Origin of the sequence: Terrabacter sp. Root181, assembly GCF_001428505.1 — a bacterium.
Lineage (GTDB): Bacteria > Actinomycetota > Actinomycetes > Actinomycetales > Dermatophilaceae > Terrabacter.
In genome coordinates this window covers 277,232-297,619 of record NZ_LMHU01000005.1, presented here as the reverse complement: position 1 = coordinate 297,619, position 20,388 = coordinate 277,232, and the positions used below count along the sequence as shown (strand labels likewise).

Here is a 20,388-nt window from a genome sequence, read left to right as displayed (position 1 = left end):
CACACTGGGGTGGCCCGCTAACGATGGAGCCGTCATGGTGCGCATGCGTCCGGCCAGGGTCTCGTCCGTCACGACCGGCGTCGCCGCCCTCGTCGCCACCGTCCTGGCCGCCCTCCTCGCGGCCTGCGGGGGATCACCCGGCACGCCGAACCCGGACCCCGCACCGGGACCGGCTACTCCCGCCGTCAGCGGGGTCACCGACCCGGGGGCGACCAATGGCTCGTCCGACGCGGCGGGCTCAAACGCCTCCGGGGCACGCAGGGTCACCGACATGACGTACCTGCCGGGCACTCCCGTGTGGTGGTCGGGATTCGAGATCGAGCTCGTCGCCGCGCGACTCGACGAGGCGACCCGGCTCGTCGAGGTGCGGGCGCGGCTGACGAACACGTCCACCGTCGACACCAACCTCGGAGCGACGAGAGGCGAGATCTCGGTGGGCTCCCCCGACCACGTGACGGGGTGGGACAACATCTCGGACACCATTCCGCACGGGACCACGCTGCCCAGCACGCTTCGCTTCACCTCGGTACCGGGCGACTTCGACCTCTCGACGGCCCAGCTCGTCCTCGGCGGCGAGGGTGACCACCAGGCGGTGTTCGCCCTCGGAGACCGCGATGCCAACTCGACCGCCGTGGCGACGCGTCCGCTCCCGGTCGCTGGCACCGTGGTCATCAGCAACGCCCACACGGGCGCCAGGTTCGAGTCGCGCGACAACAGCCTCGTGGCGGCCGCGTGCTCCGGCCCCAACCCCGTCGACGTGACGTACGTGCCCCTGCCCTCCGACCAGCTCGTCCTCGAGCTGGTCGGGACGATCCAGTCCCCGTCCCGGTCGGTCGGGGGCGTCGCCGCCCAGCGGGCGATGGCGACGCCCGTCGGCGGCACGGCGGTGATCGCGGAGCCGGGTCTGAGCGCCGTCCTCGGCATCGACGCCGCACCGGTGCGGAGGCTGCACCTGTGCTTCCCCGTCCCGGCCGACACCCACGGCCGGGTGGACCTGACCTTCGACACCCGTCTGGTCGGGGAGGACTTCGTCACCGCGACCGGTTCCGTGCAGCTGCCGTGAGGCACCGGACCTGCGTCAGGTGGCTGTGCGGGCCGCCCGGGCCCGCCCGGTGAAGATGGAACGCTCGACGTCGCTGCGCGTCAGGCTCGCCGCGCGCTCGAACGCGTCCGCCGCCTCCGTATGCCGTCCGGCGCGCTCGAGCAGGTCGCCGCGGACCGCGTGCAGGTGGGGGTAGCTCGCCAGACGTCCGGAGGCGACGACCTGGTCGACGACCACGAGCCCCGCGTCGGGACCACGCGAGAAGCCCACGGCCACCGCACGGTTCACCTCGACGACGGGTGAGGGCCAGATGGTCCGGAGCACGTCGTACAGCTCGGCGACGAGATGCCAGTCGGTGTCCTCCGGACGCAGGGCACGGGCGTGGCAGGCCGCGATCGCCGCCTGCACGGCATACGGACCGAGCGGTCGGCCGGAGCCCTCGGCGCGGGCCAGCGACTCGAGACCGCGGCGCACGAGAAGCCGGTCCCAGCGCCGACGGTCCTGGTCGGGGAGCAGCACCGGCCGACCGTCGGCACCGAGGCGGGCGGGCAGCCGCGAGGCCTGCAGCTCCATGAGCGAGAGCAGGCCGTGGGCCTCCGGCTCGTCGGGCACGAGTGCGGCGAGCACGCGGCCGAGCCGCATCGCCTCGTGGCACAGGGCGGGGCGCACCCAGTCCTCCCCCGACGTCGCGGCATACCCCTCGTTGAAGATCAGGTAGACGACCTCGAGCACGGGACCAAGCCGGTCGGACAGCTCGTCGGCGGTCGGCAGCTCGAAGCGAACTCCCTTGTCGGTCAACGTCTTCTTCGCCCTCACGATGCGCTGCGCCATGGTCGGCTCGGGCACCAGGAAGGCGCGGGCGATCTCGTCGGTCGACAGGCCGCCGAGGCACCTGAGGGTGAGCGCCACCCGTGACTCGAGGGAGAGCACCGGGTGGCAGGCCGTGAGGACGAGACGGAGGAGGTCGTCGCCCACGTGGTCGTCGAGCGAGTCGACCCGGCTGTCGGTGTCGACGCCCGGCTCGTCGGCGACGGCCTCGCGGGCGAGGACGGCCGCCTTGCGCTCGAATGTCACCGTCCGCCGGTGGGCGTCGATCCCGCGACGCTTCGCCGTCGTCATCAGCCAGCCGCCGGGGTTGGGTGGGATGCCCGACACGGGCCACTGCTCGAGAGCCGCGACGAGAGCCTCCTGGGCGAGGTCCTCGGCCAGACCGAGGTCGCCCGTCACGCGCGCCAGCCCGCCGACGAGGCGCCCGGACTCGATGTGCCAGACGGCCTCGACGGCTCGCCGCGCCGCGACGGCTCGCTCGTCCATCACCTCCGTCACCCCACCGACCATAGGGCCGACCCCGTGCGGCTCGAGGTGATCGCGGCACCGACGTCGGTGTCGCGCTCACCTCGAACGAGCAGGGTCGGGGTCACTGCGGCGGGCCGAAGTCCTCCGGGCCCATGACCTTGACGACGTCGCACTCGCCCTGCCAGCCCGGCCAGAGGTCGGCGTGCAGCTGCATGAACCGCCTGGTCCACTCCACGGCCTCCTCCTTCGAGCGCACCTCGTAGACGGCGTACGAGATGAACTCCTTGGCCTCGGCGAACGGACCGTCCATGACCGAGAGCTCGCCCCCCGTGACGGCGACCCTGGCTCCCGAGGCACTCGGGGAGAGCCCGGCGTTGTCGAGCAGCTCACCCGAGGCGGTGGCCTCGGCGCCGAGGGTCATGATGGCCTCCATGAGGCCTGCCGGCGGCGGGCCGGCGCGCTGCGTGCCCTTGAGGATCGTGATGTAGCGCATCGGAGTCTCCTGGTCGGTGTGGGCGCTCAGTCGGCGAGCGAGCCGTAGACGTGGACGGCGACGACGGCGAGCCAGGCGAAGACGAGCACGACGGCGCCGGTGAAGACGAGGTTGGCCGCGACGCTACCCGCGCCGGAGGCCACACAGAGGAAACCCCCGAGGAACACGACGCCGGTCAGCCGCGAGAACCGCGCGAGACGGCGCGACCCTTCGCCGGAGAAGCGCCGCGCCAGCACGAAGCACGAGGCCGCGATGGCGACGAAGCCGACCCCTGCGGCGGCGAAGTGGAGGATCCCGTGCGTCGAGACCTGGCCCGGGCCGTCCGGCGTCCCCACGGGGAAGCCGAGCGCCGGGTCGGCCCGCAAGACCGCCGCCGCGACGAGGCAGCCGCCGAACGCAGCGGTGAGGACCGGCGCCCAGCGACCGCCCGGGCCGCCGGCGAGCGCGCGACCCAGGCCCACGGCATACGCCACGACCATGAGGCCGGTGAGGACGAAGTTCGCGACCTGCACCCAGCCCAGGTCGCCGTTCTCCAGCAGGCTCCACTGGTGTCGGGTCAGGTCGAAGCCGTCCCGCGTGAGCGCCTGCGCCAGCGAGACGACGACGTAGAAGGGGCCCGCGACGATGCCCCAGCCGAGGAGCGATCGCGTGACGTGCGTCGGCGTCCAGCCGTCGTCACACGTGGCGGGGATGGTGCTCGCGGGTCGGTGGTCCGTGGTGGTCATGGTGCTCTCCCGGTGTGGGGGCGCTGGCCTCGTGCCGTGCGCCGTCACCCCCTCCACGAACGAGAGGACGGCCGATCGACATCGACGGGGCAGGACGTTTGCCGTCCCCGGTCGGCGTGCTCACGCGACTCCGTCGAGCGTCTAGGTACGCGATACCAGATCGGCCGGCCGTCGTATCACGGCGTCGGGCTCGGCCCCTGACCGTCGGTGCCGGATGAAGGAGTCCGGCCGATCCACGAAGGGAAAGCATCATGAAGCAGCTCGCACCGATGGCGGCACGGTTCACGCGCAGCCACAAGGGTTACCAGCACCCGGCCAAGCTCGACGCCTGGGAGAAGGCCGTCATGGGGCCGGAGCTCGAGGCCATGCGTTGGCCCGGTGGCTCGATCTCCGGCTCGGACGACGGCTGGGACGACTGCGACGAGTGACTGGGACCCCGGCGACCGACAGACGACAAGGAGAAGCACCATGAGCACCGTTGCGATCGTCACCCTCGCGGGTGACCTGCACGCACGCGTCATCCGCAGGCAGCTGCAGGACGTGCACGACGTCGACGTGGCCGTCGTGGCCTCCGACACCCTGTCGGGCGCCGGGGGACTCACCTGGAGCAACGTGGCGGGGCCCGACCTGACCCTGCCGACCGAGGACGGCGGCACCGTGTCGGTGGCCGACCTCGACCTCGTCTGGTGGCGGCGGTGCCACGGACGACCCACCGTGCCGGTCGGCGTGACCGACCCGCAGATGCGCAAGCTCGTCGTCAAGGACAACCGCGCCGGCCTGCGTGGCCTGCTCATGGCGGGCTTCACCGGCACGTGGATCAGCGACCCCTACGCGACCGAACGCGCGCAGAACAAGATCCTCCAGCTGAACGTGGCCCGCAGGGTCGGCCTGACGGTGCCCCGGACCCTCGTCAGCACGGACCCGACCGCCGTGCGCGAGTTCACCCGGGCCCACGGCGGCACCGTGATCGCCAAGACCCTGACGGGCCTGCTCGGGACCTCCCTCGAGGCCGGGCGCGTGACTCTGGAGTCGCTCGACGACGACGCCGAGATCACGGTCTCGGCCACCGTCTACCAGGAGGAGGTCCCCGGCACGGACCACCTGCGCGTCATGGTCTTCGGCGACACGGTCCACACGGCCCGCATCCGCAGCGGCGAGCTCGACTGGCGCCTGGCCAACGACATGGAGGTCGAGCCGGTCGCCATCGACCAGCGACTCGGGGACCAGCTGCGCGAGGTGACCGACCGGCTGGCGCTGCGCATGGGCGTCTTCGACGTCAAGCTGCGACCCGACGGGGAGCCGGTCTTCCTCGAGGTCAACCCGCAGGGCCAGTTCCTCTTCGTCGAGGGCATGTCGGACATGCCGCTCGGCGAGGCCTTCGCCGACTTCGTCGTCGGCGAGCTGGCGTCGGCACGCGGGCGCGTCCTCGCCTGAGCCCTTGCTCACCGGCCCGACGGTGTATGCCGTCGGGCCCGGTCAGCGGGCGTCCTTCTTGGCCTGTCGGCGGGCCCCTTGCGACTGCGACGACGCGTCACGCTTGAGCCCGCCGGTCGTCTTCGTCGCGCGCCGCTTCCCGGAGGGCACCGACGCGGCGGCGGTCGACGAACCCGCCGATCCGGGGCCCGTGCCGGCCTTCACCTCGCGGGCGGCCGCGAGGCGCTCGGCCTTGAGGTCGGCTGCGGCAGCGCGGGCGACGACGCCGAGCCGCGCGCTGACTCGCGCCAGCGCCAGCTCGAAGACCTCGGCCCGGTCGGCGTTGAGCCGGTTGGCCGGCCTGGCGGCGCCGCGGGCCCCCTTGGCCGGCACGCGGGCGCTCGCCTGGCGGCGGTAGAGGCCGACGTGCTTGGTCCGGGCCCGACGCACCCTCTGGTGCAGCTCGATGAGCTCGTCCTCGGTGAGGATCGCCAGACGGGCGGGCTCGGTCTCGCGGACGAGGTCGGCCTGCGCTGCCGTGAGGGATGTCGTCGTCGTCATGACACTCGATCATCGTCACGCCGTCCCCGACGGGCATCACCTGTTGGGGGTGATGCCCGCCCTGACCTCACTCGCCGGGGTAGACGACCCCGACCTGACGGCGTACGGCGTCCATCGTCTCCATGACCCGCAGGGTCGTGGCGTGCGGCATGAGCGGCGACTCGGTCTCGCCGGCGACGAGGCATCGGGCGAACTCGGCCGCCTCGTAGGAGAAGCCGCGCACGTCCTCGGTGAGGCCGCCGGGCCGCTCGTCGATGACCTCGTTGTCGGGGCCGACGAGCCGGATCGTCGAACCCGGGCCGTAGAAGGCACCGGAGAGCTCGAGACGGGCCTGGGTGCCGGCGACGACGGCGGTGACCGGTGTGACGCCGGCCATCGTGCACGACAGCACGCCGTGCGCCCCCCCGGCGCCGGTCACGGTGATCGTCGTCGTCGCGTCGACGCCGAGGTCGGTCAGGGTGCCCGTGGCCGTCACGGAAGCGGGTGCGCCGAGCACGAGGTCGGCGAACGACACGGGGTAGACGCCGAGGTCGAGCAGCGCGCCGCCGGCGAGCTCGGGCTGCGACAGACGAGCTGGGCCGCCCGGGTAGAGGCGCTGGCCGTGGTCGGCGAAGACGGCGACGAGCTCGCCGATGAGGCCCGTCTCGACGACGTGGCGCACGACGTCGTAGTGCGGCAGGAAGCGGCTCCACATCGCCTCGACGGCGAGCAGCCCCTGGCGCTCGGCGGCCCCGAGCACCTCGCGGGCCTCGGCGGCACTGCGGGTGAAGGCCTTCTCGACGAGCACGGGCTTGCCGGCCTCGAGGGCCAGCAGCGCGTGGTCGCGGTGCTCCGAGTGCGGCGACGCGACGTAGACGGCGTCGACCTCGGTGTCGGCGACGAGCTCCTCGTAGGAGCCGTAGGCGCGCGGTACCGAGAACTCGTCGGCGAAGTCCTGCGCTCGCTCGCGGCTGCGCGAGCCGACGGCGACGACCGAGGACGACGTCCCGACCGCGACGGCGTCGGCGAAGGCGTGCGCGATGCCGCCCGGGGCGAGGACGCCCCAGCGGATGGCGGGCGCGTCGTGCGGGTCCGGCGTGCGCGGCTCGGGCAGCTGGAGGGGCACGGTGATGGGCAGGGTCATGCAGTCACATCCCAGAGGTGGTGGTGGATGTCGTGGACGAAGTAGAGCGAGAGTGTGCGGGCGGTGAACTCGGAGCCGTTGCTGCGCAGGGCCGGCCACTCCCACTGCGTACCCGACGGGAGTGCGTATGCGGTCGCCGCGGCCTCGAACGCCGCCGTGACCTCGCGCGCCACGACGTCCGGGTCGGAGCGCCAGTACTGTCGCTCGACGGCGGTCTCGTCCTGGTCCCAGTTGGCGAAGCGGACGACCTCGCCACCGCCCGCGAGGATCTGATCGAGCCTTCCGCGCATGACGTCGCAGACGTCGCGGACGTGGCAGGCGTACTCGAGCGGCGACCAGACGCCCTCGGCAGGGCGGGTGCGGACGCCGTCGCGACCCAGCGCGAAGGCATAGCGCTGCCCGGCGTCCCGGAGGATCGCCGGCACGTCGGCGGGCTCCGTGGCCGCGGCGTCGAAGCCGCAGTCGGGGCACGGGTGCGTCAGCACCCACGTCCAGTCCGCGTCGTCCGGCGTCGACGGCCCGGGGTCGGTGAGGGGCTCGCTCATGCCCACAGCCTAGGGGCGGGAGCACCGGCGGTTCGGGGAGTCCGGCAGGCGGGGGGTCAGGCGGGGGATACCGTATGTCTTCGTGCTCAAGGACTACCTGCCGTGGATCATCGCCGGCCTCGTCGTGCTGGCGCTGGTCATCGGGGGTTTCGTCCTGACCCGCGTCGCGCCCGAGGCGACCGCGACCCTTCGTCGCCGCCCGCGCCCACCGCGTGACCACTTCCGCAGCGGCGACGAAGCCCCCACGCCCGTCAAGCGGGCCGGCATCGTCATCAACCCGACGAAGTTCGCCGACCTGCCGGCCGTGCGCGGACGCATCACCGCGACCTGCCTCGCGAACGGCTGGGGTGAGCCGCTCTTCTACGAGACGACCATCGAGGACCCGGGCCAGGGGCAGGCCGCGCAGGCCGTCCGCGACGGCGCCGACATCGTGTGCACACTCGGCGGCGACGGCACCGTGCGCAACGTCGCGAGCGCCCTCGTCGGCACCGAGACCGCCCTCGGCATCCTGCCCGCCGGCACCGGCAACCTGCTGGCGCGCAACCTCGACCTGCCCGTCGCCCTCGAGGCGGCCGTGGCGGTGGCGCTGACGGGCCGCAACCGGCGCATCGACGTCGGCGAGCTCGTCATGGGCGCCGCCCCGACCGGCGCGACCCCGACCGACGCGACCGCGACGGGGGCCACGGACGGCGACGACACCGACGCCCCGGTCGACCCCGAGACGCACTACTTCCTCGTCATGAGCGGCGTCGGCATGGACGCGCAGATCATGGCCGGCACCAACGAGAACCTCAAGGCCAAGGTCGGTTGGCCCGCCTACATGGTCTCCGGCATGAAGCACCTCATCTCGCCGGAGTTCCGCATCGCCGTCAAGGTCGACGACGAGCTCGAGTTCCGCCGCCGCGCGCGCATGGTCGTCATCGGCAACTGCGGTCGCCTCCTCGGCGGTCTGGTGCTCATGCCGAACGCCCGCGTCGACGACGCGCAGCTCGACGCCGTCATCGCGTCGCCGCGCGGGGTCGTCGGCTGGGTGCCCGTCGCGACACGCGTGGCCACCCGGCAGCGCAAGGGTCACCCGACCCTGGACCACAAGGCGTGCAAGGAGATCCGCGTGCGCACCGACCGGCCCGTGCCCGTCCAGATCGACGGCGACGTCATCGGCGAGGCCACCGAGGTCAGCGCGGTCGTGCGTCCCGCCTGCCTCACGGTCCGCGTCAGCCAGTAGCCCGAGGAGTCAGGCGAAAAGCGCCTGGCCCCAGTGCTGCCCGTCCTCCAGGCCGGGCGGGCACGCGAAGACGGCCGACCCGTTGTGCTCGATGTACTCGTTGAGCAGGTCGGCCTTGGCGAGGGCCCGCTGCATGGGCACGAACTGCTTCTGCGGGTCGCGCATGTAGGCGAGGAAGAAGAGGCCGGCGTCGAGGTGGCCGACGCCGTCGGAGCCGTCCGTGAAGTTGTAGCCCCGCCGCAGGATGCGTATGCCGCCGAGGTGGCTCTGGTGGGCGAGGCGGACGTGGGCGTTGACGGGGATCGCCGGGCCGCCGTCCGGCCCCTTCTTGGCGAAGTCGAGCGCGTCGTGCTCCTTGGCCTGGCCGAGCGGCGCACCCTCCTTCTTGTCGCGGCCGATGATGTCCTCCTGCTCCTGCAGGCTCGTCCGGTCCCAGACCTCGATGTGCATCCGGATGCGGCGCGCGACGAGGTAGGAGCCGCCGGCCATCCAGGCGCCGCCGCCGGTCTCGTCGTCCGGTGCCACCCACACGTGCTGCGCGAGGCCCTCGGGCTCCTCGGCCTTGACGTTGTTGGTGCCGTCCTTGAAGCCGAACATGTTGCGCGGCGTGGCCTGCGCGGTCGACGTCGACGACGTGCGGCCGAAGCCGAGCTGCGACCAGCGCACCGCGACGACCCCGAAGCCGAGGCGCACGAGGTTGCGCACCGCGTGGACCGCGACCTGCGGGTCGTTCGCGCACGCCTGGATGCAGAGGTCGCCGCCCGTGCGGCGCGGGTCGAGCTGGTCGCCGGTGAAGGCGGGGAGGTCCTGCAGCGCGGCCGGCTTCTTCGACGCGAGGCCGAAGCGGTCGTCGAAGAGGGAGGGGCCGTAGCCGATCGTGATCGTCAGCCCGGACGCCGGCAGGCCGTATGCCTCGCCGGTGTCCTCGGGTGCCCGGTTGGGGCCACCGCCGACGAGACCACCCGGGGCGGCCTCGGCTCCGGCCGTCATGCGTTCGGCGGCCCGGGTCCAGTCCTTCAGGAGCTGACGCAGCTGCGCGCGGTCCTTCGTCACGACGTCGAGAGCGACGAAGTGGAGGCGGTCCTGCGCGGGCGTGACGATGCCTGCCTGGTGCTCGCCGCGGAACGGGATGGCGGCGTCGAGCGCGAGGGCGGGTGCCGCGGTGGACGCCGGGGCACCCGCCGCGGTGGCGTCGGTACCGCGCGACACGGCATACGCCCCCGTGGCGCCCGCGACGACACCGGCGACGGCGGCCGTCCCGGAGACGCCGAGCACGCGGCGGCGGCTCATGCCGGCGACGGGCTCGCTCTCGGGACCGTGGAGCGGCTCAGGGGCGACGGGCTCGGACGGGAAGGGGCTCACGTGGCCTCCACGACCCCGGGGACCTTCGACACCTGCTCGGAGAGGGCGTCGAGCGAGACGGTCAGCTCCTTGATGTCGGCGTCCGTCAACGCGGTGTAGCTCTGGTAGTCGGCGCCGGTCTTGTGCTGGGCGAGCAGGCTCGAGAGCTCGGTGAAGTCGGCGTCGAGCGCTTTCTGCAGGGCCGGGTCGCGCTCGGCGATGACGGGGCGCAGCACGGCGAGAGCCTGGCGTGAGCCCTCGAGGTTGCCGTCGAAGTCCCAGAGGTCGGTGTGCGAGTAGCGCTCCTCCTCGCCGGTGATCTTGCCGGTCGCGACCTCGTCGAGCAGCGCCTTGGCTCCGTTGGCGATCGACAGGGCCGTCGGCTCGACGGTCTTGCTCTTGGCGGCGATCTCGGTGACGTCGGCGAGGAGCTGGTCGGCGATGGCGCCCGAGTCCTTCTGCAGGCCGTCCTTCCAGAGGTCCTTCTCGAGACGGTGGTAGCCGGTCAAGGCCATGCCGTCGGCGATGACGTCCTCGCGGCCGTCGATCTTCGGGTCGAGGTCGCCGAAGCTCTCGGCGACGGGCTCGATGGCCTCCCACGGGTGACGCGCCTGGGCGTAGAGCGACTTGGCCCTCGCGACGTCGCCGGCCTTGACCGCGGCGACGAACTCCTTGGTGCCGTCGACGAACTCATCGGCCTCCGAGGCGACGAACGCCTTGTAGTCGGTGATCGCCTTGGCGACCTTGGAGTCGGCGCTGCCCTTGACGGCGGTGCCCGTCACGGTGAAGGGGGCGCGGATGCCGTCGCCGACCATGCCGGGCTTGCACGAGGTCGTGAAGGTGCCGGGCTCGGTGATCTCGACCTTGAGCTCGCGACTCAGGCCCGGCGTGATGTTCTCGACCTCGGAGACGATGCGGTCGCCCTCGGCGTAGAGGTAGAACTCGTTGACCTTGCTGCCCGAGTTCGTGACCTGGAAGGTCACGGTGCCGGCCTTGGCCGTGCTGGTGCTCAGCTCGCACGCCGTGTCGGTGGCGTTGACCGTGATCGGTCCGCCGGCACCGCCGGCCGCGGTGGACCCGGCCGTGGCCGTCGGCTTGTCGGCGCAGCCGGTGAGGGCGAGGGCCGCGGCGAGCGACAGCGCGGCCGGCACGACGACGCGCACGGCGGGGCGCAGGGCAGGGCGGGGCATGGTGGATCTCCTGGGGCTTCGGTGTCAGTGCGGAGGGGTGACGCGGGTCGCTCAGGCGGCGACCGACGGGCGGGTGGTGCTGGTCGGGGTGACGGCGGGGGCCTGGGGCGTCACGCGAGCCGGGCGCAGGAAGAGGGTCAGGACGATGCCCACGTAGAGCACCCACGCGATGGCCTGCAGCACGGTGGTGGCCGGCGTGAAGTTGAAGATGCCCTTGAGGAGCGTGGCGTACCAGCTGCTCGGGTCGACCGTGGCGCTGACGTCGAAGGCGAGCGTCGTCAGGCCGGGCAGGAAGCCGGCCTCCTGGAGGTCGTGGATGCCGTAGGCGAGGATGCCGGCCGCGACGAGGACGAGCAGGATCCCGGTGTAGCGGAAGAACTTTGCGAGGTTGATCTTCACGGCACCGCGGTAGATGAGCCAGCCGAGCACGACGGCGCCGGCGAGGCCGATGACCCAGCCGACAAGCGGCTGGTTGTTGCCCTGGCCGGCCGCCTCGGTCGTGGCGTAGAAGAAGATCGCCGTCTCGAGTCCCTCTCGCCCGACACCGAGGAAGGCGACGAGGGCGATCGCGAAGGGGCCCATGTCGAGTGCCTGGTCGAGCTTGCCCTTGAGCTCGCCCGAGATGGTGCGCGAGGCCGACTTCATCCAGAAGACCATGAAGGTCACGAAGACCACGGCGATGATCGAGGCGCTGCCGCCGATGAGCTCCTGGGCCTCGAAGGTCAGCTGCTTCGTGCCGTAGGTGAGCAGCGCGCCGAGGGCGACCGACAGGGCGACGGCGACGCCGACCCCCGTCCACACGTGGCGCAGGGCCCAGCGGCGATCGGTCTTGACGAGGAAGGCCACGAGGATGACCACCACGAGGGCGGCCTCGAGTCCTTCTCGGAGTCCGATGAGCGCGTTGCTCGCGAGCACGGGCGCCTTCTCTCAGGTAGTTCTCGACAATTACGCCACGATGACGTGACGGAAATCAGGAAAGCACAGGTAAGCCTTGCCTAACAACCCGGTCCCGGTGTCAGAGTCGCCACATGAGCACGCCCGAGCCCTCACCGACCTTCTCCGGCTTCCCTCCGGGGGCCCTGTCCTTCTACGCCGAGCTCGAGGACGTGAACTCGCGCGACTGGTGGCTCGCGCACAAGGACGTCTACGAGCGGGACGTCCGCGAGCCGATGCTGGCCCTGCTCGACGCCCTCGAGGACGAGTTCGGGGCGGCGAAGCTCTTCCGGCCCAACCGTGACGTCCGCTTCAGCGCCGACAAGTCGCCCTACAAGACGCACCAGGGCGCGCTCGCCGGCGCCGGCACCGTGCGGGCCTACTACGTGCAGGTCAGCGCGGACGGCCTGAGGGCGGGTGGCGGCTTCCGCGCGGAGGGCCCCGCCCGCACCGCCCCGTTCCGGGCGGCCGTCGATGCGCCCGCGAGCGGACTCGCGCTCGAGGCCGTCCTGGCGTCCCTGCGCGACCAGGACTTCGACCTCTTCGGGGAACAGGTCAGGACGACACCGAGGGGGTATGCCGCCGACCACCCACGCATCGAGACGCTCCGGCACAAGGAGCTGATGGTCGTGCGCGACTTCGGTGCGCCCGCGTGGCTGTCGACCGGGCGGACGCTCACGGAGGTGCGCGACGCCTGGCGGGCCGTGCGACCGCTCAACGCGTGGCTCGAGGAGCACGTCGGCGCCGACGCGTGAGGTCAGTCGGGCTTGCGCCCGATGACGCCGAACATCGTCACCGAGAAGAAGGCTGTGCCGGCCCGGGCCGCGGCCATCGCGTCGGCGAGCAGCCGGTCGGCCTCCTCACGAGTCAGGGCGCCCTCCTCGACGGCGGCGTCGGCGTTGCGGTGGACCACACCGCTGCCGAGCAGGGCGCGCGGCGGCATGATCAGCGCGGCCGAGCCGATGTCGTGGTCGACGAGCAGCCCTGCGGCCCGCAGCTGGTTCGGCAGGTGTCGCGCCGCGAACGGGTTGGGCATGCGTCGCCAGTTGGCCTCGGCGTAGCGCCGCACGAGGTCGGGCTCGCCGGGGTGGCTGATGACGGTGCCCCAGTCGCTGTCGAGCACCGCGACACGTCCGCCCGGTGCGAGCACCCGCGCGAACTCGTGGGCGGCTCCCTGCGGGTCGGCGAGGTGCTGGAAGACCCGTTCGCAGCGCAGCACGTGCACCGCACCGTCCGCGAAGGGCAGGTCGGCCGCGTCGCCGTCGATGACGGTCGCGGCGGACCCGAGCAGCGCCGCGCGCCGTGACGCCTCCTCGCGCAGTCCGGGGTTGGGCTCGATGCCGACCGCACGCCCGTTCGGGGCCACCGCCTCGGCGAGCCGCCGCAGCTCGGTGCCGGTGCCCGCGCCGACGTCGACCACCGACTCCCCCGGCTGCGGTGCGAGCGCCTCGAACGCCCACGCGCGCAGGCGCCGGACGGCCGGCTGTTGCTCCTGCGCGTCGAGGAGTGCGACGAGGGTGGCGACGCGAGCCGCGCCGCCCTCACCGATCCGCTCCCGCATGAACATGTTCGGAGCGGCGCCCGACTCCTCGGGAGGAGTCGGGCCCGACTGAGGGGTCACCGCTCCAGCATGCTGCCCACCACTCGGATCGGTGCGGGGTTTGCCGAGAACTGTCGAGGGTGGGCGGCTACGTTGGCCCGGTGACCCAGCGCAGCGTCCCGGTCGACGCGTACATCATCGGTGCCGGCCCCGGCGGGCTGGCGACGGCCGCCGCCCTCGAGGCCCGCGGCCTGCACGGCGTCGTCCTCGAGCGGAGCAACGGCGTCGGCACGTCGTGGCGTAGCCACTACGACCGACTGCACCTGCACACGCCGCGCGAGCTGTCCGGCCTCCCGGGCTTCCCGATCCCGAAGGAGATGGGCCGCTGGGTCGCGCGCGACGACGTCGTGCGCTACCTCGAGCTGTATGCCGCCCACCACCGTCTCGACGTGCGCCTCGGCACCGAGGTGAGCCGCCTCGACCGCTCCGCGGACGGCGAGTCGTGGACCCTCACGCTCGCCGACGGGACCGCGCTCACGGCGCCCTACGCCGTCGTCGCCACGGGCTTCAACCACACGCCGCGTGAGCCCGACGTGCCCGGCCTCGAAGGGTATGCGGGCGAGGTCGTGCTGGCGTGCGACTACCGCAACGGGTCGGCGCACGGCGGCAAGGACGTGCTCGTCGTGGGCACGGGCAACACCGGCACCGAGCTGGCCGTCGACCTCGTCGAGCACGGCGCCGCCCGCGTGCGCCTCGCCGTCCGCACCGTGCCGCACATCATGCGCCGCAACACCGGGCCGTATGCCGCGCAGTACACCGGGATCGCGGTGCGGCGCCTGCCGACGGCCTTCGTCGACCGGGTCGCGCCCATCGTGGGACGGCTCCAGACCCCCGACCTGACGGCGCAGGGGATGCCGCGCCCCGACACCGGGCTGCTGACTCGGGTCGAGCGCGACAACGCGATCCCCGTCCAGGACGTCGGCATCATCGACGCGATCCGGTCGGGGGCCGTCGAGCCCGTGGCTGCCCTCCGGGAGTTCGACGGTGACGAGGTCCTGCTCGCCGACGGCTCGCGCCTGCGCCCCGACCTCGTCGTGCTCGCGACCGGCTACAGCCAGGGTCTCGAGCCGCTCATCGGCCACCTCGGCGTCCTCGACGAGAAGGGCCGCCCCGTCGAGCGCGGCGGACGCACGGCGCGGGGCGCGAAGGGGCTGTGGTTCACCGGCTACACGAACCCGATCTCCGGCATGCTCCGCGAGCTGTCGATCGACGCACGCAAGATCGCCCTGGCCATGGCGCTGCGCAAGCGCCGGGAGATCAGGGCCCGTCGCAAGGCCGCCTGACCAGGTCCGCTCCGGCCCCGTCGTCGCAACCTGCTCCGTTTTCGGGAGCAGGATCCGAGTCCCCGCGGGATCGGTGCGGGAGCCTCCCTATCGGAAGCTGCTCCGTTTTCGGGAGCAGGATCCGAGTCCTCGGACCCGACCGAACACGGCGGGCGCGCTCGTCAGGGGTGGTGCTGGCCGCCGAGGTTGAGGAAGGCGGCGGCGACGTCGTCCGTCTCGGCGACCGCGCGCGCCAGCGCCTCGTCGCTGGGGAGCCCGGAGGCGAGCAGCTCGTGGTGACGCGTCATGGTCGTCGCGGCGACGTCGTCGGGCACGGGCGACACGGCCGCGACGACCGACCGGGCACCGAGCGAGAGCAGGGACAGCGCGAGGCCGAGGGACTCGTGCCCCGGCCTGGGCGTCGTGAGCCCGACCTCGCAGGCCGAGAGCACGACGTGGTCGGCGCCCACACCCGTGGGCTGGAGCTCGTGCGCGAAGACGGGTCCGTCGTGGAGCACGAGCGAGGAGAACAGGGGTGACTCCACCTGGTGCGTGCCGTGCGCGGCGACGTGGACGACACCGGGTCGGGCGAGTGCCCCGACGAGCTCGGCCCGTCGGGACGGCTCCGCGAGGCGGGCACGCTCCCCCCAGGTGCTGACGATGGTGCGCGCCTCGCTCGACGCGCGGGGCACCGACGGGCCGACGCTGACGTGGACGCTCGCAGGGCGGGAAGCCTCGTCACGGACGGATGCCCGGCGGGTGAACGACGTCAGCGAGAGCGCGACCGTGAAGGGCCGTCCCGCCATCGAGGGCAGGAGGGCCCACGGCAGCGCGGACAGCTCGGGGCACGTCACGACGACGAGGCCCCGGCCCGTGCGCCACGGCCGCAGCAGCCCGTCGTCGAGCTCGGTCGCGCTGGCTCGCAGCGAGGACCAGACGGCGCCGGCGAGCGGGCCGAGGTGGTGGGTCGCCGCGGCCCGCAGGTCGACGCGTATGCGCTGGGCGAGCTCCGCGGCCCGGTCGGCCGGCATGAGGTCGCGCATCGTCGCCCGTCCGCCGACGACTCCCACGGCGCCGATGCGGCCGCGGTGCCGGAAGAACCACACGAGGTCGCGATCGACCCGGCCGAGGTGCTCGCGGGCTTCGCGGACCCGGACGGGCACGGCACGGGAGGCCCCGCCGCTGCGGCTCAGGGCCCAGTCGCGGTCGCGGATCTGCCGCTCGAGGCGCGAGGCGTGGTCGTGCAGCTCCCGCACCTGCGCCGGGTCGCCCTCGCCGCGCAGGTGGCCGCGGACGGCCCGCAGCTGCTCGGTGAGCTGGGCGAGCTGCTCGTCGTCGGGCCGGCCGAGCGAGGGCAGACGGTCGGTCGCGCTGCGCCACCGCTCCAGGGCCTCGAGCACCGAGGCGCTGCCCCGCGGCACGGCGAGGTCGAGGTCGAGCTCGGAGAGCCGGGCGCCGTGGACCGCACGGGCGGTGCGCAGGTCGAGGCTCGCGCTGCCCTCCTGGCCGGCCGCGAGGCGGCGCGAGGCCCGCACGAGGATGCGTCGGGCCGACGCCAGGTCGCCGGTGGCGACGAGCGTCATGGCGGTGACGACTGCCGCGTCGAGCTCGTCGGAGAGCGAGCCGGTGGAGACCCGCTCGAGGCTGAGCAGCCTCGTGTTGGCCCCGCCCGGGTCACCGGCGAGCAGCAGCGCCTGCGCTGCGACGACGCGCGCGCTGTCGGCGAGCTCTGAGTCGCCCAGCTCGGTCGCCGTGTCGGTCAGCTCGTCGGCGGTCGCCGCCACCGCGAGCGCCACGGTGGCGTCCCCGACACCGACCACCTGCCGGACGAGGTCGGCGGCGGGATGCGTGGCCTCAGCACGCTGCCCACCGTCCCGCTCCCGACCGCGACGGGTGCGCCGCTGCCGGTCGAGGTCGACGAGCAGCCCGACGAGCATCGCCTTGGCCGCCCAGGCGGTCGCCCCGATGCGGGAGTAGGTCTCCCGCGCCGACGCCGCTGCCGACGCCGCGAGGTCGAGGTGCCCGAGCAGTCGGTGGGCGCGCGCCAGGGCGAGCTCGAACTCGGCCCGCATCTGGTCGTGGCCCTCGCCCTCGAGGGCCTCGAGGCCCCCGTGCAGGGCCTCGACGGCCTCCTTGACGAGCCCCGCCTCGAGCAGGACCTGGGCGCGGTCGAGACGAGCCGGGCCGGTGAAGACGTCGGACTCGAGCTCCTCGGCCCGAGCCATGCCGGCGAGGGAGCGCGGGATGTCACCGAGGAGGTATGCGGCATACCCTTCGTTGTGCCGCGCCATGAACTCCTGGGGCGCCCCGCCGAGGTCGTGCGCGAGGCGCGCCGCCTCGGCGAAGGACTCGAGGGCCTCCTGCGGTCGCAGCAGCTCGAAGGCGAGCATCCCGCGGCTGAGGTGCACCGAGCACTGCTCGCTCTCGGTGAAGGCGTCGAGGCGGCGGACCGCCCCCTCGAGCCCGTCCCACGCCGAGGCGAGGTCACCGACGCGGCCGTGGATGTTGGCGCGCTGGTAGTCGAGCCGAGCCCGGAGCGCCTCGTCGCCGAGGTCGTCGACGAGCGCCTCGGCCTCCACGAGCCGGGCCAGGGCGGGCTCCACGCCGGAGAGCATGAACTCGGTCAGGGCGAGCGTGATGAGGGTCTTGCACCGCAGCTCGAGGCGATCCCGCGAGGGAGCCGACCCGGCGGCCCGGTCGATCTCGTCGAGGGCCGCCGTCAGCGAGCGCGCCGCATCGACCGGCCGCCCGGCCATGTTGTCCGCGGCACCCTGCTCGCGCAGGGTGCGTGCACTCTCGAGCAGATCGATGGCTCCCGCCCGGCCTCTCGCTCAGGGGCCGGTCACCACGTCAGGTCGGGATCGTCAGATCTGGATCGTGGGGGTGATGACCGGTCGCATGTCCTCGTTGCCCGGGTCGGTGACGACGAAGTGCACCGGCCCATGGGGTAGATCATCCAGAACAAAGCGCCCGTTCGCATCCGAAATGACCGTCGAGCTGCCCTCGGTCGTCACCGCCTCGATCTGTGCGCCGGGCGCCGTGACCCAGCCGTCGACGCGCACACGGTCGTCCGCGTCGTCGTCGTCGGAGTCCGCGGGCCCGGCCGAGACCATGAGGCTCACCGAGGCGGCCGTGAACGTCACCGAGTCGGTGGGCGTCGGCTCGACCTTGGCCTCCGCGCCGCGCGTCGTCAGCAGGGCCGAGTCCATGAGCTCGGCGACCTCGGCGTGCAGCGCGTGCACGGTGATCGCGAACTTGACCCGCTCGGCGAGGTCGCTCGGCACCGGGTCGGCGTGGCCGAAGAGGTCGCGCACGTGGCTGAGGTTGGCGATGTCGCGGGCATCGATGGCGTCAGTGTGAGATGTCATGTCAGACCGCCCATCCGGGGTCGGTGCCGAGGGTGGTCCTCAGCTTCTGGAGGCAGCGGCCGCGGGTCGGGCCGATGCTGCCGACGGGCATCCCCAGGGACTCCGCGATGGCGGCGTAGTCGGGGCGGTCGGCGAACGCGATGACCCGGAGCAGCTCCTGGCACCGCGGGGACAGGGTCGAGACGTGCTTCCACAGCACGCGCTGACGCTCGGAGAGGATCGACTGCGCCTCGGGGTCGAGCTGCTGTGCCGGGGCCTCCGGCACCTCCTCGACCCCGAACTCGCGCCGGGCCCCGCGGGCCAGGCGCCAGACCTCGCGCTTGACGACGACGACGAGCCAGCCGAGCACCGCCGCCGGCTCGTTGATCGAGTCGGCCCGGTCGACGAGCTGGAGGAACGCCGTCTGGATGGCGTCCTCGCACGTCGCCGGTGCACCACCCTGGGAGCGCGCGGCGTTCCAGAGCACCGGGGTCACGAGGTCGACGAGCTCGGAGAGCCGCTCGCGCTCGCCCGCGCGGTAGGCCGCGAACGCCTTGCCCGCGAGCGTCCCGAGGCCGTCGGGAGCGGTGGGGGTCGGGGTCATGGTCGCGCCCTTCCGATGCAGGTGCGCAGCGCGCGGATGGCGCGCTTGCGCATGGCGGACGGCGCGACGTCGGTCAGGCCGCCCTCGCCGATGAGGGCCGCCGCGAGCTCTGCCGCGAAGACCGGGGTGGAGAACGACGTGCCGCTCCAGACGCCGAAGCCTCCGGTGTAGTCGTCGGGGTCGACCGTGCAGCGCACCGTGCCGTCGGTCGAGACCTCGGACGACGGCTGCCCCATGCCGTTGGTGAGCGGCAGGGTGCTGACGACCGAGACGCCCGACCGCACGGCGCTGACGACGGTGAGGTTGTTGGAGAAGAGGGCGACGGTGACCCCGTCGGGGTTGCTCGCGCCGACACTCGCGAGCGGTGGCACCGACTTCGCGGTGACCCGCTGCGGCAGCGCGGCCGCGAGGGCAGCGGGAACGAAGGGCGAGTCAGTGCCGTCGTTGCCGACACCGGCCACGACGACGACGCCGCGCTCGGCGAACCGGTCGAGCAGGTCCGCGACGGGCCCCGAGGTGTAGGTGCGGTCCTCCGCGTAGTAGCCGAGCGAGAGGGACAGGACGTCGACGACCTCGGACGTGTCGTCGTGCTCCTGCCCGTGGACGTGCCGGTCGAGCAGGGCCTGGAGGACGTCGAGCATGACGCTCTCGTCGACGACGCCGTCGTCGCCCATGACGGGGATCGAGAGGATCGTGGCCTCCGGGCAGCCCTGGCGGACGAGCCCGGCGATGAACGTCGCGTGACCCTGGAGCAGGCCGACCGGCTCGGTCGGCGCCGGCACCGAGATCGGCGGGTCGACGGGCTTGGGGGTCTTGACGGGCACGAGCCGGCCGTCCTTCAGCTCCAGCCGCACGAGGCCCTCGCCGTCCGTGAACCACGGGTGCGCCGCGATCGCCGTGTCGGGCACGACGACGACGGGGTTGCGGTCGACGGGCCGGGCGCGCAGCCGCGGGTCGGGCAGGGCCAGGGCCACCGGCATACGGCCGCCGCGTCCGGGCACGGAGTACTCCTGCAGCGCGGACCCCCCGACGCCACCCCAGTACCCGCCGACGCCACCCCAGTAGCCGCCCACGCCACCCCAGTACCCGCCGACGCCACCCCAGTAGCCGCCCACGCCACCCCAGTAGCCACCGACGCCGCCCCAGTAGCCGCCCACGCCGCCCCAATAGCCGTCGGCCGGGCGCAGGACGTGCTCGAGGCTCAGCTGCTCGGCGATCGGCTCACCGGCCTCGCGCAGGTGCTGGAGCACGCTCCACGCGTCGACGGGGTCGATCGAGCGGGTCGGCTGGAGCGTGATGCTCGTGCCCCAGGTGGGCTGGTCGAGGTCGCGCGGGCCCCCGTCGGGACGCGGCGTCACCCGGAAGTCGAGATCGAGCTTGCCGAGCGCCGTCCGCAGGTCGTCGAGACCACGGGGCCGGCCCCCGCCCGTCGCGCTGCGCACGAGCAGGCGGTCGGAGAGGTAGAGCGCGGGAAGCGGCGGGCGACCGTCGGTCAGGCGCATCGCCGTGGCCGGGTCGAGGGCGCGGACGGGCGGGCGTTCGGGGCGGCGGGAGCCGCCGGTGGCGTGCTCGCCGTTCGCTCCCTGTTGGGCGTCGGGACCCGACTCTGACATCGACAACCTCCTGAGGGGCGGATGGTGTTGGAAAGACCCTTACACCCGACTGAGTGTCCGTACTCGTTTTCCTGA

At 73.0% G+C, this 20,388-nt stretch carries 20 protein-coding genes; 6 read left to right on the top strand and 14 right to left on the bottom strand.

The features are described from left to right. Nucleotides 1-34: 34 nt before the first annotated feature. A complete protein-coding gene (locus tag ASD90_RS10295) occupies nucleotides 35-1,063 on the top strand; it encodes a hypothetical protein (RefSeq protein ID WP_056755470.1) in 1,029 nt (342 codons plus the stop codon). A 15-nt stretch (nucleotides 1,064-1,078) separates the two neighbouring features. Here ASD90_RS10295 and ASD90_RS10290 read toward each other — a convergent pair whose 3' ends face one another. The 3 genes from ASD90_RS10290 to ASD90_RS10280 form a co-directional block, all read right to left on the bottom strand. Continuing rightward, entirely contained in the window at nucleotides 1,079-2,368 is a 1,290-nt protein-coding gene (locus tag ASD90_RS10290; RefSeq protein WP_369793588.1) for an RNA polymerase sigma factor, read from the bottom strand. Between the two features lie 91 nt (nucleotides 2,369-2,459). Further along, nucleotides 2,460-2,831: a YciI family protein gene (locus ASD90_RS10285; RefSeq protein ID WP_056755467.1), complete on the bottom strand. Its 372-nt coding sequence runs from the start codon at nucleotides 2,829-2,831 to the stop codon at nucleotides 2,460-2,462. Between the two features lie 26 nt (nucleotides 2,832-2,857). Next, nucleotides 2,858-3,556: a DUF998 domain-containing protein gene (locus tag ASD90_RS10280; protein ID WP_082588626.1), complete on the bottom strand. Its 699-nt coding sequence runs from the start codon at nucleotides 3,554-3,556 to the stop codon at nucleotides 2,858-2,860. A 251-nt stretch (nucleotides 3,557-3,807) separates the two neighbouring features. Between ASD90_RS10280 and ASD90_RS23500 the strand changes: the two genes are divergently transcribed. Together ASD90_RS23500 and ASD90_RS10275 are read left to right on the top strand one after the other, a co-directional pair. Beyond that, nucleotides 3,808-3,984, top strand: a complete 177-nt coding sequence (locus tag ASD90_RS23500) for a hypothetical protein (RefSeq protein ID WP_157610662.1) — start codon at nucleotides 3,808-3,810, stop codon at nucleotides 3,982-3,984. 40 nt (nucleotides 3,985-4,024) lie between these two features. After that, nucleotides 4,025-4,990, top strand: coding sequence for a RimK family alpha-L-glutamate ligase (locus tag ASD90_RS10275; RefSeq protein ID WP_056755464.1), 966 nt, complete (start codon nucleotides 4,025-4,027; stop codon nucleotides 4,988-4,990). A 42-nt stretch (nucleotides 4,991-5,032) separates the two neighbouring features. Here ASD90_RS10275 and ASD90_RS10270 read toward each other — a convergent pair whose 3' ends face one another. From ASD90_RS10270 to ASD90_RS10260, 3 genes are all read right to left on the bottom strand, one after another. Further along, nucleotides 5,033-5,530, bottom strand: a complete 498-nt coding sequence (locus ASD90_RS10270) for a hypothetical protein (RefSeq protein ID WP_056755462.1) — start codon at nucleotides 5,528-5,530, stop codon at nucleotides 5,033-5,035. A 67-nt stretch (nucleotides 5,531-5,597) separates the two neighbouring features. Further along, nucleotides 5,598-6,653 carry a Gfo/Idh/MocA family protein gene (locus ASD90_RS10265; protein WP_056755459.1) on the bottom strand — a complete coding sequence of 352 codons (1,056 nt, stop codon included), beginning with the start codon at nucleotides 6,651-6,653 and terminating at the stop codon, nucleotides 5,598-5,600. Next, nucleotides 6,650-7,198 (bottom strand): DinB family protein, encoded by a 549-nt coding sequence (locus ASD90_RS10260; protein ID WP_056756361.1) that lies wholly within the window; start codon nucleotides 7,196-7,198, stop codon nucleotides 6,650-6,652. The genes ASD90_RS10265 and ASD90_RS10260 overlap by 4 nt, the downstream gene beginning before the upstream one ends. 82 nt (nucleotides 7,199-7,280) lie before the next feature. Here ASD90_RS10260 and ASD90_RS10255 point away from each other — a divergent pair, with 82 nt between their 5' ends. Continuing rightward, the gene (locus tag ASD90_RS10255; RefSeq protein WP_056755456.1) at nucleotides 7,281-8,423 is read left to right on the top strand and encodes a diacylglycerol kinase family protein; all 1,143 of its coding nucleotides are present in this window, start codon (nucleotides 7,281-7,283) and stop codon (nucleotides 8,421-8,423) included. A 9-nt stretch (nucleotides 8,424-8,432) separates the two neighbouring features. Here ASD90_RS10255 and efeB read toward each other — a convergent pair whose 3' ends face one another. The 3 genes from efeB to efeU form a co-directional block, all read right to left on the bottom strand. After that, nucleotides 8,433-9,713: an iron uptake transporter deferrochelatase/peroxidase subunit gene (gene efeB, locus ASD90_RS10250; protein WP_056756358.1), complete on the bottom strand. Its 1,281-nt coding sequence runs from the start codon at nucleotides 9,711-9,713 to the stop codon at nucleotides 8,433-8,435. A 68-nt stretch (nucleotides 9,714-9,781) separates the two neighbouring features. Next, the gene (efeO, locus tag ASD90_RS10245; RefSeq protein WP_056755454.1) at nucleotides 9,782-10,954 is read right to left on the bottom strand and encodes an iron uptake system protein EfeO; all 1,173 of its coding nucleotides are present in this window, start codon (nucleotides 10,952-10,954) and stop codon (nucleotides 9,782-9,784) included. 51 nt (nucleotides 10,955-11,005) lie between these two features. Further along, the gene (gene efeU / locus ASD90_RS10240) at nucleotides 11,006-11,869 is read right to left on the bottom strand and encodes an iron uptake transporter permease EfeU (RefSeq protein ID WP_056755450.1); all 864 of its coding nucleotides are present in this window, start codon (nucleotides 11,867-11,869) and stop codon (nucleotides 11,006-11,008) included. 113 nt (nucleotides 11,870-11,982) lie between these two features. Here efeU and ASD90_RS10235 point away from each other — a divergent pair, with 113 nt between their 5' ends. Next, nucleotides 11,983-12,642, top strand: a complete 660-nt coding sequence (locus tag ASD90_RS10235; RefSeq protein WP_056755448.1) for a DUF2461 domain-containing protein — start codon at nucleotides 11,983-11,985, stop codon at nucleotides 12,640-12,642. A gap of 2 nt (nucleotides 12,643-12,644) precedes the next feature. Here the strand turns inward: ASD90_RS10235 and ASD90_RS10230 are convergent, their stop codons facing one another. Next, complete coding sequence (locus ASD90_RS10230) at nucleotides 12,645-13,508, bottom strand: methyltransferase domain-containing protein (RefSeq protein WP_157623146.1); 864 nt, start codon at nucleotides 13,506-13,508, stop codon at nucleotides 12,645-12,647. 80 nt (nucleotides 13,509-13,588) lie between these two features. Between ASD90_RS10230 and ASD90_RS10225 the strand changes: the two genes are divergently transcribed. Continuing rightward, nucleotides 13,589-14,770 (top strand): NAD(P)/FAD-dependent oxidoreductase, encoded by a 1,182-nt coding sequence (locus ASD90_RS10225; protein WP_082588625.1) that lies wholly within the window; start codon nucleotides 13,589-13,591, stop codon nucleotides 14,768-14,770. A 161-nt stretch (nucleotides 14,771-14,931) separates the two neighbouring features. Here the strand turns inward: ASD90_RS10225 and ASD90_RS10220 are convergent, their stop codons facing one another. The 4 genes from ASD90_RS10220 to ASD90_RS10205 all read right to left on the bottom strand — a co-directional run bounded on the left by ASD90_RS10220 (nucleotide 14,932) and on the right by ASD90_RS10205 (nucleotide 20,313). Further along, entirely contained in the window at nucleotides 14,932-17,505 is a 2,574-nt protein-coding gene (locus tag ASD90_RS10220) for a CHAT domain-containing protein (protein WP_056755441.1), read from the bottom strand. Nucleotides 17,506-17,613: 108 nt separating this feature from the next. Continuing rightward, nucleotides 17,614-18,117, bottom strand: a complete 504-nt coding sequence (locus ASD90_RS10215) for a carboxypeptidase-like regulatory domain-containing protein (protein ID WP_056755439.1) — start codon at nucleotides 18,115-18,117, stop codon at nucleotides 17,614-17,616. A 1-nt stretch (nucleotide 18,118) separates the two neighbouring features. Further along, complete coding sequence (locus ASD90_RS10210) at nucleotides 18,119-18,700, bottom strand: RNA polymerase sigma factor (protein WP_020143616.1); 582 nt, start codon at nucleotides 18,698-18,700, stop codon at nucleotides 18,119-18,121. Then, nucleotides 18,697-20,313: a S8/S53 family peptidase gene (locus ASD90_RS10205; RefSeq protein WP_056755436.1), complete on the bottom strand. Its 1,617-nt coding sequence runs from the start codon at nucleotides 20,311-20,313 to the stop codon at nucleotides 18,697-18,699. The genes ASD90_RS10210 and ASD90_RS10205 overlap by 4 nt, the downstream gene beginning before the upstream one ends. Between the last annotated feature and the right edge of the window lie 75 nt (nucleotides 20,314-20,388).

What these genes read in the sequence shown, in the direction of transcription:
- ASD90_RS10295 (WP_056755470.1), top strand. Translation starts at nt 35, where the DNA reads ATGGTGCGCATGCGTCCGGCCAGGGTCTCGTCCGTCACGACCGGCGTC.
- ASD90_RS10285 (WP_056755467.1), bottom strand. Translation starts at nt 2,831, where the DNA reads ATGCGCTACATCACGATCCTCAAGGGCACGCAGCGCGCCGGCCCGCCG.
- ASD90_RS10280 (WP_082588626.1), bottom strand. Translation starts at nt 3,556, where the DNA reads ATGACCACCACGGACCACCGACCCGCGAGCACCATCCCCGCCACGTGT.
- ASD90_RS23500 (WP_157610662.1), top strand. Translation starts at nt 3,808, where the DNA reads ATGAAGCAGCTCGCACCGATGGCGGCACGGTTCACGCGCAGCCACAAG.
- ASD90_RS10275 (WP_056755464.1), top strand. Translation starts at nt 4,025, where the DNA reads ATGAGCACCGTTGCGATCGTCACCCTCGCGGGTGACCTGCACGCACGC.
- ASD90_RS10270 (WP_056755462.1), bottom strand. Translation starts at nt 5,530, where the DNA reads ATGACGACGACGACATCCCTCACGGCAGCGCAGGCCGACCTCGTCCGC.
- ASD90_RS10265 (WP_056755459.1), bottom strand. Translation starts at nt 6,653, where the DNA reads ATGACCCTGCCCATCACCGTGCCCCTCCAGCTGCCCGAGCCGCGCACG.
- ASD90_RS10260 (WP_056756361.1), bottom strand. Translation starts at nt 7,198, where the DNA reads ATGAGCGAGCCCCTCACCGACCCCGGGCCGTCGACGCCGGACGACGCG.
- efeB (WP_056756358.1), bottom strand. Translation starts at nt 9,713, where the DNA reads ATGAGCCGCCGCCGCGTGCTCGGCGTCTCCGGGACGGCCGCCGTCGCC.
- efeO (WP_056755454.1), bottom strand. Translation starts at nt 10,954, where the DNA reads ATGCCCCGCCCTGCCCTGCGCCCCGCCGTGCGCGTCGTCGTGCCGGCC.
- ASD90_RS10235 (WP_056755448.1), top strand. Translation starts at nt 11,983, where the DNA reads ATGAGCACGCCCGAGCCCTCACCGACCTTCTCCGGCTTCCCTCCGGGG.
- ASD90_RS10220 (WP_056755441.1), bottom strand. Translation starts at nt 17,505, where the DNA reads ATGGCCGGGCGGCCGGTCGATGCGGCGCGCTCGCTGACGGCGGCCCTC.
- ASD90_RS10215 (WP_056755439.1), bottom strand. Translation starts at nt 18,117, where the DNA reads ATGACATCTCACACTGACGCCATCGATGCCCGCGACATCGCCAACCTC.
- ASD90_RS10210 (WP_020143616.1), bottom strand. Translation starts at nt 18,700, where the DNA reads ATGACCCCGACCCCCACCGCTCCCGACGGCCTCGGGACGCTCGCGGGC.
- ASD90_RS10205 (WP_056755436.1), bottom strand. Translation starts at nt 20,313, where the DNA reads ATGTCAGAGTCGGGTCCCGACGCCCAACAGGGAGCGAACGGCGAGCAC.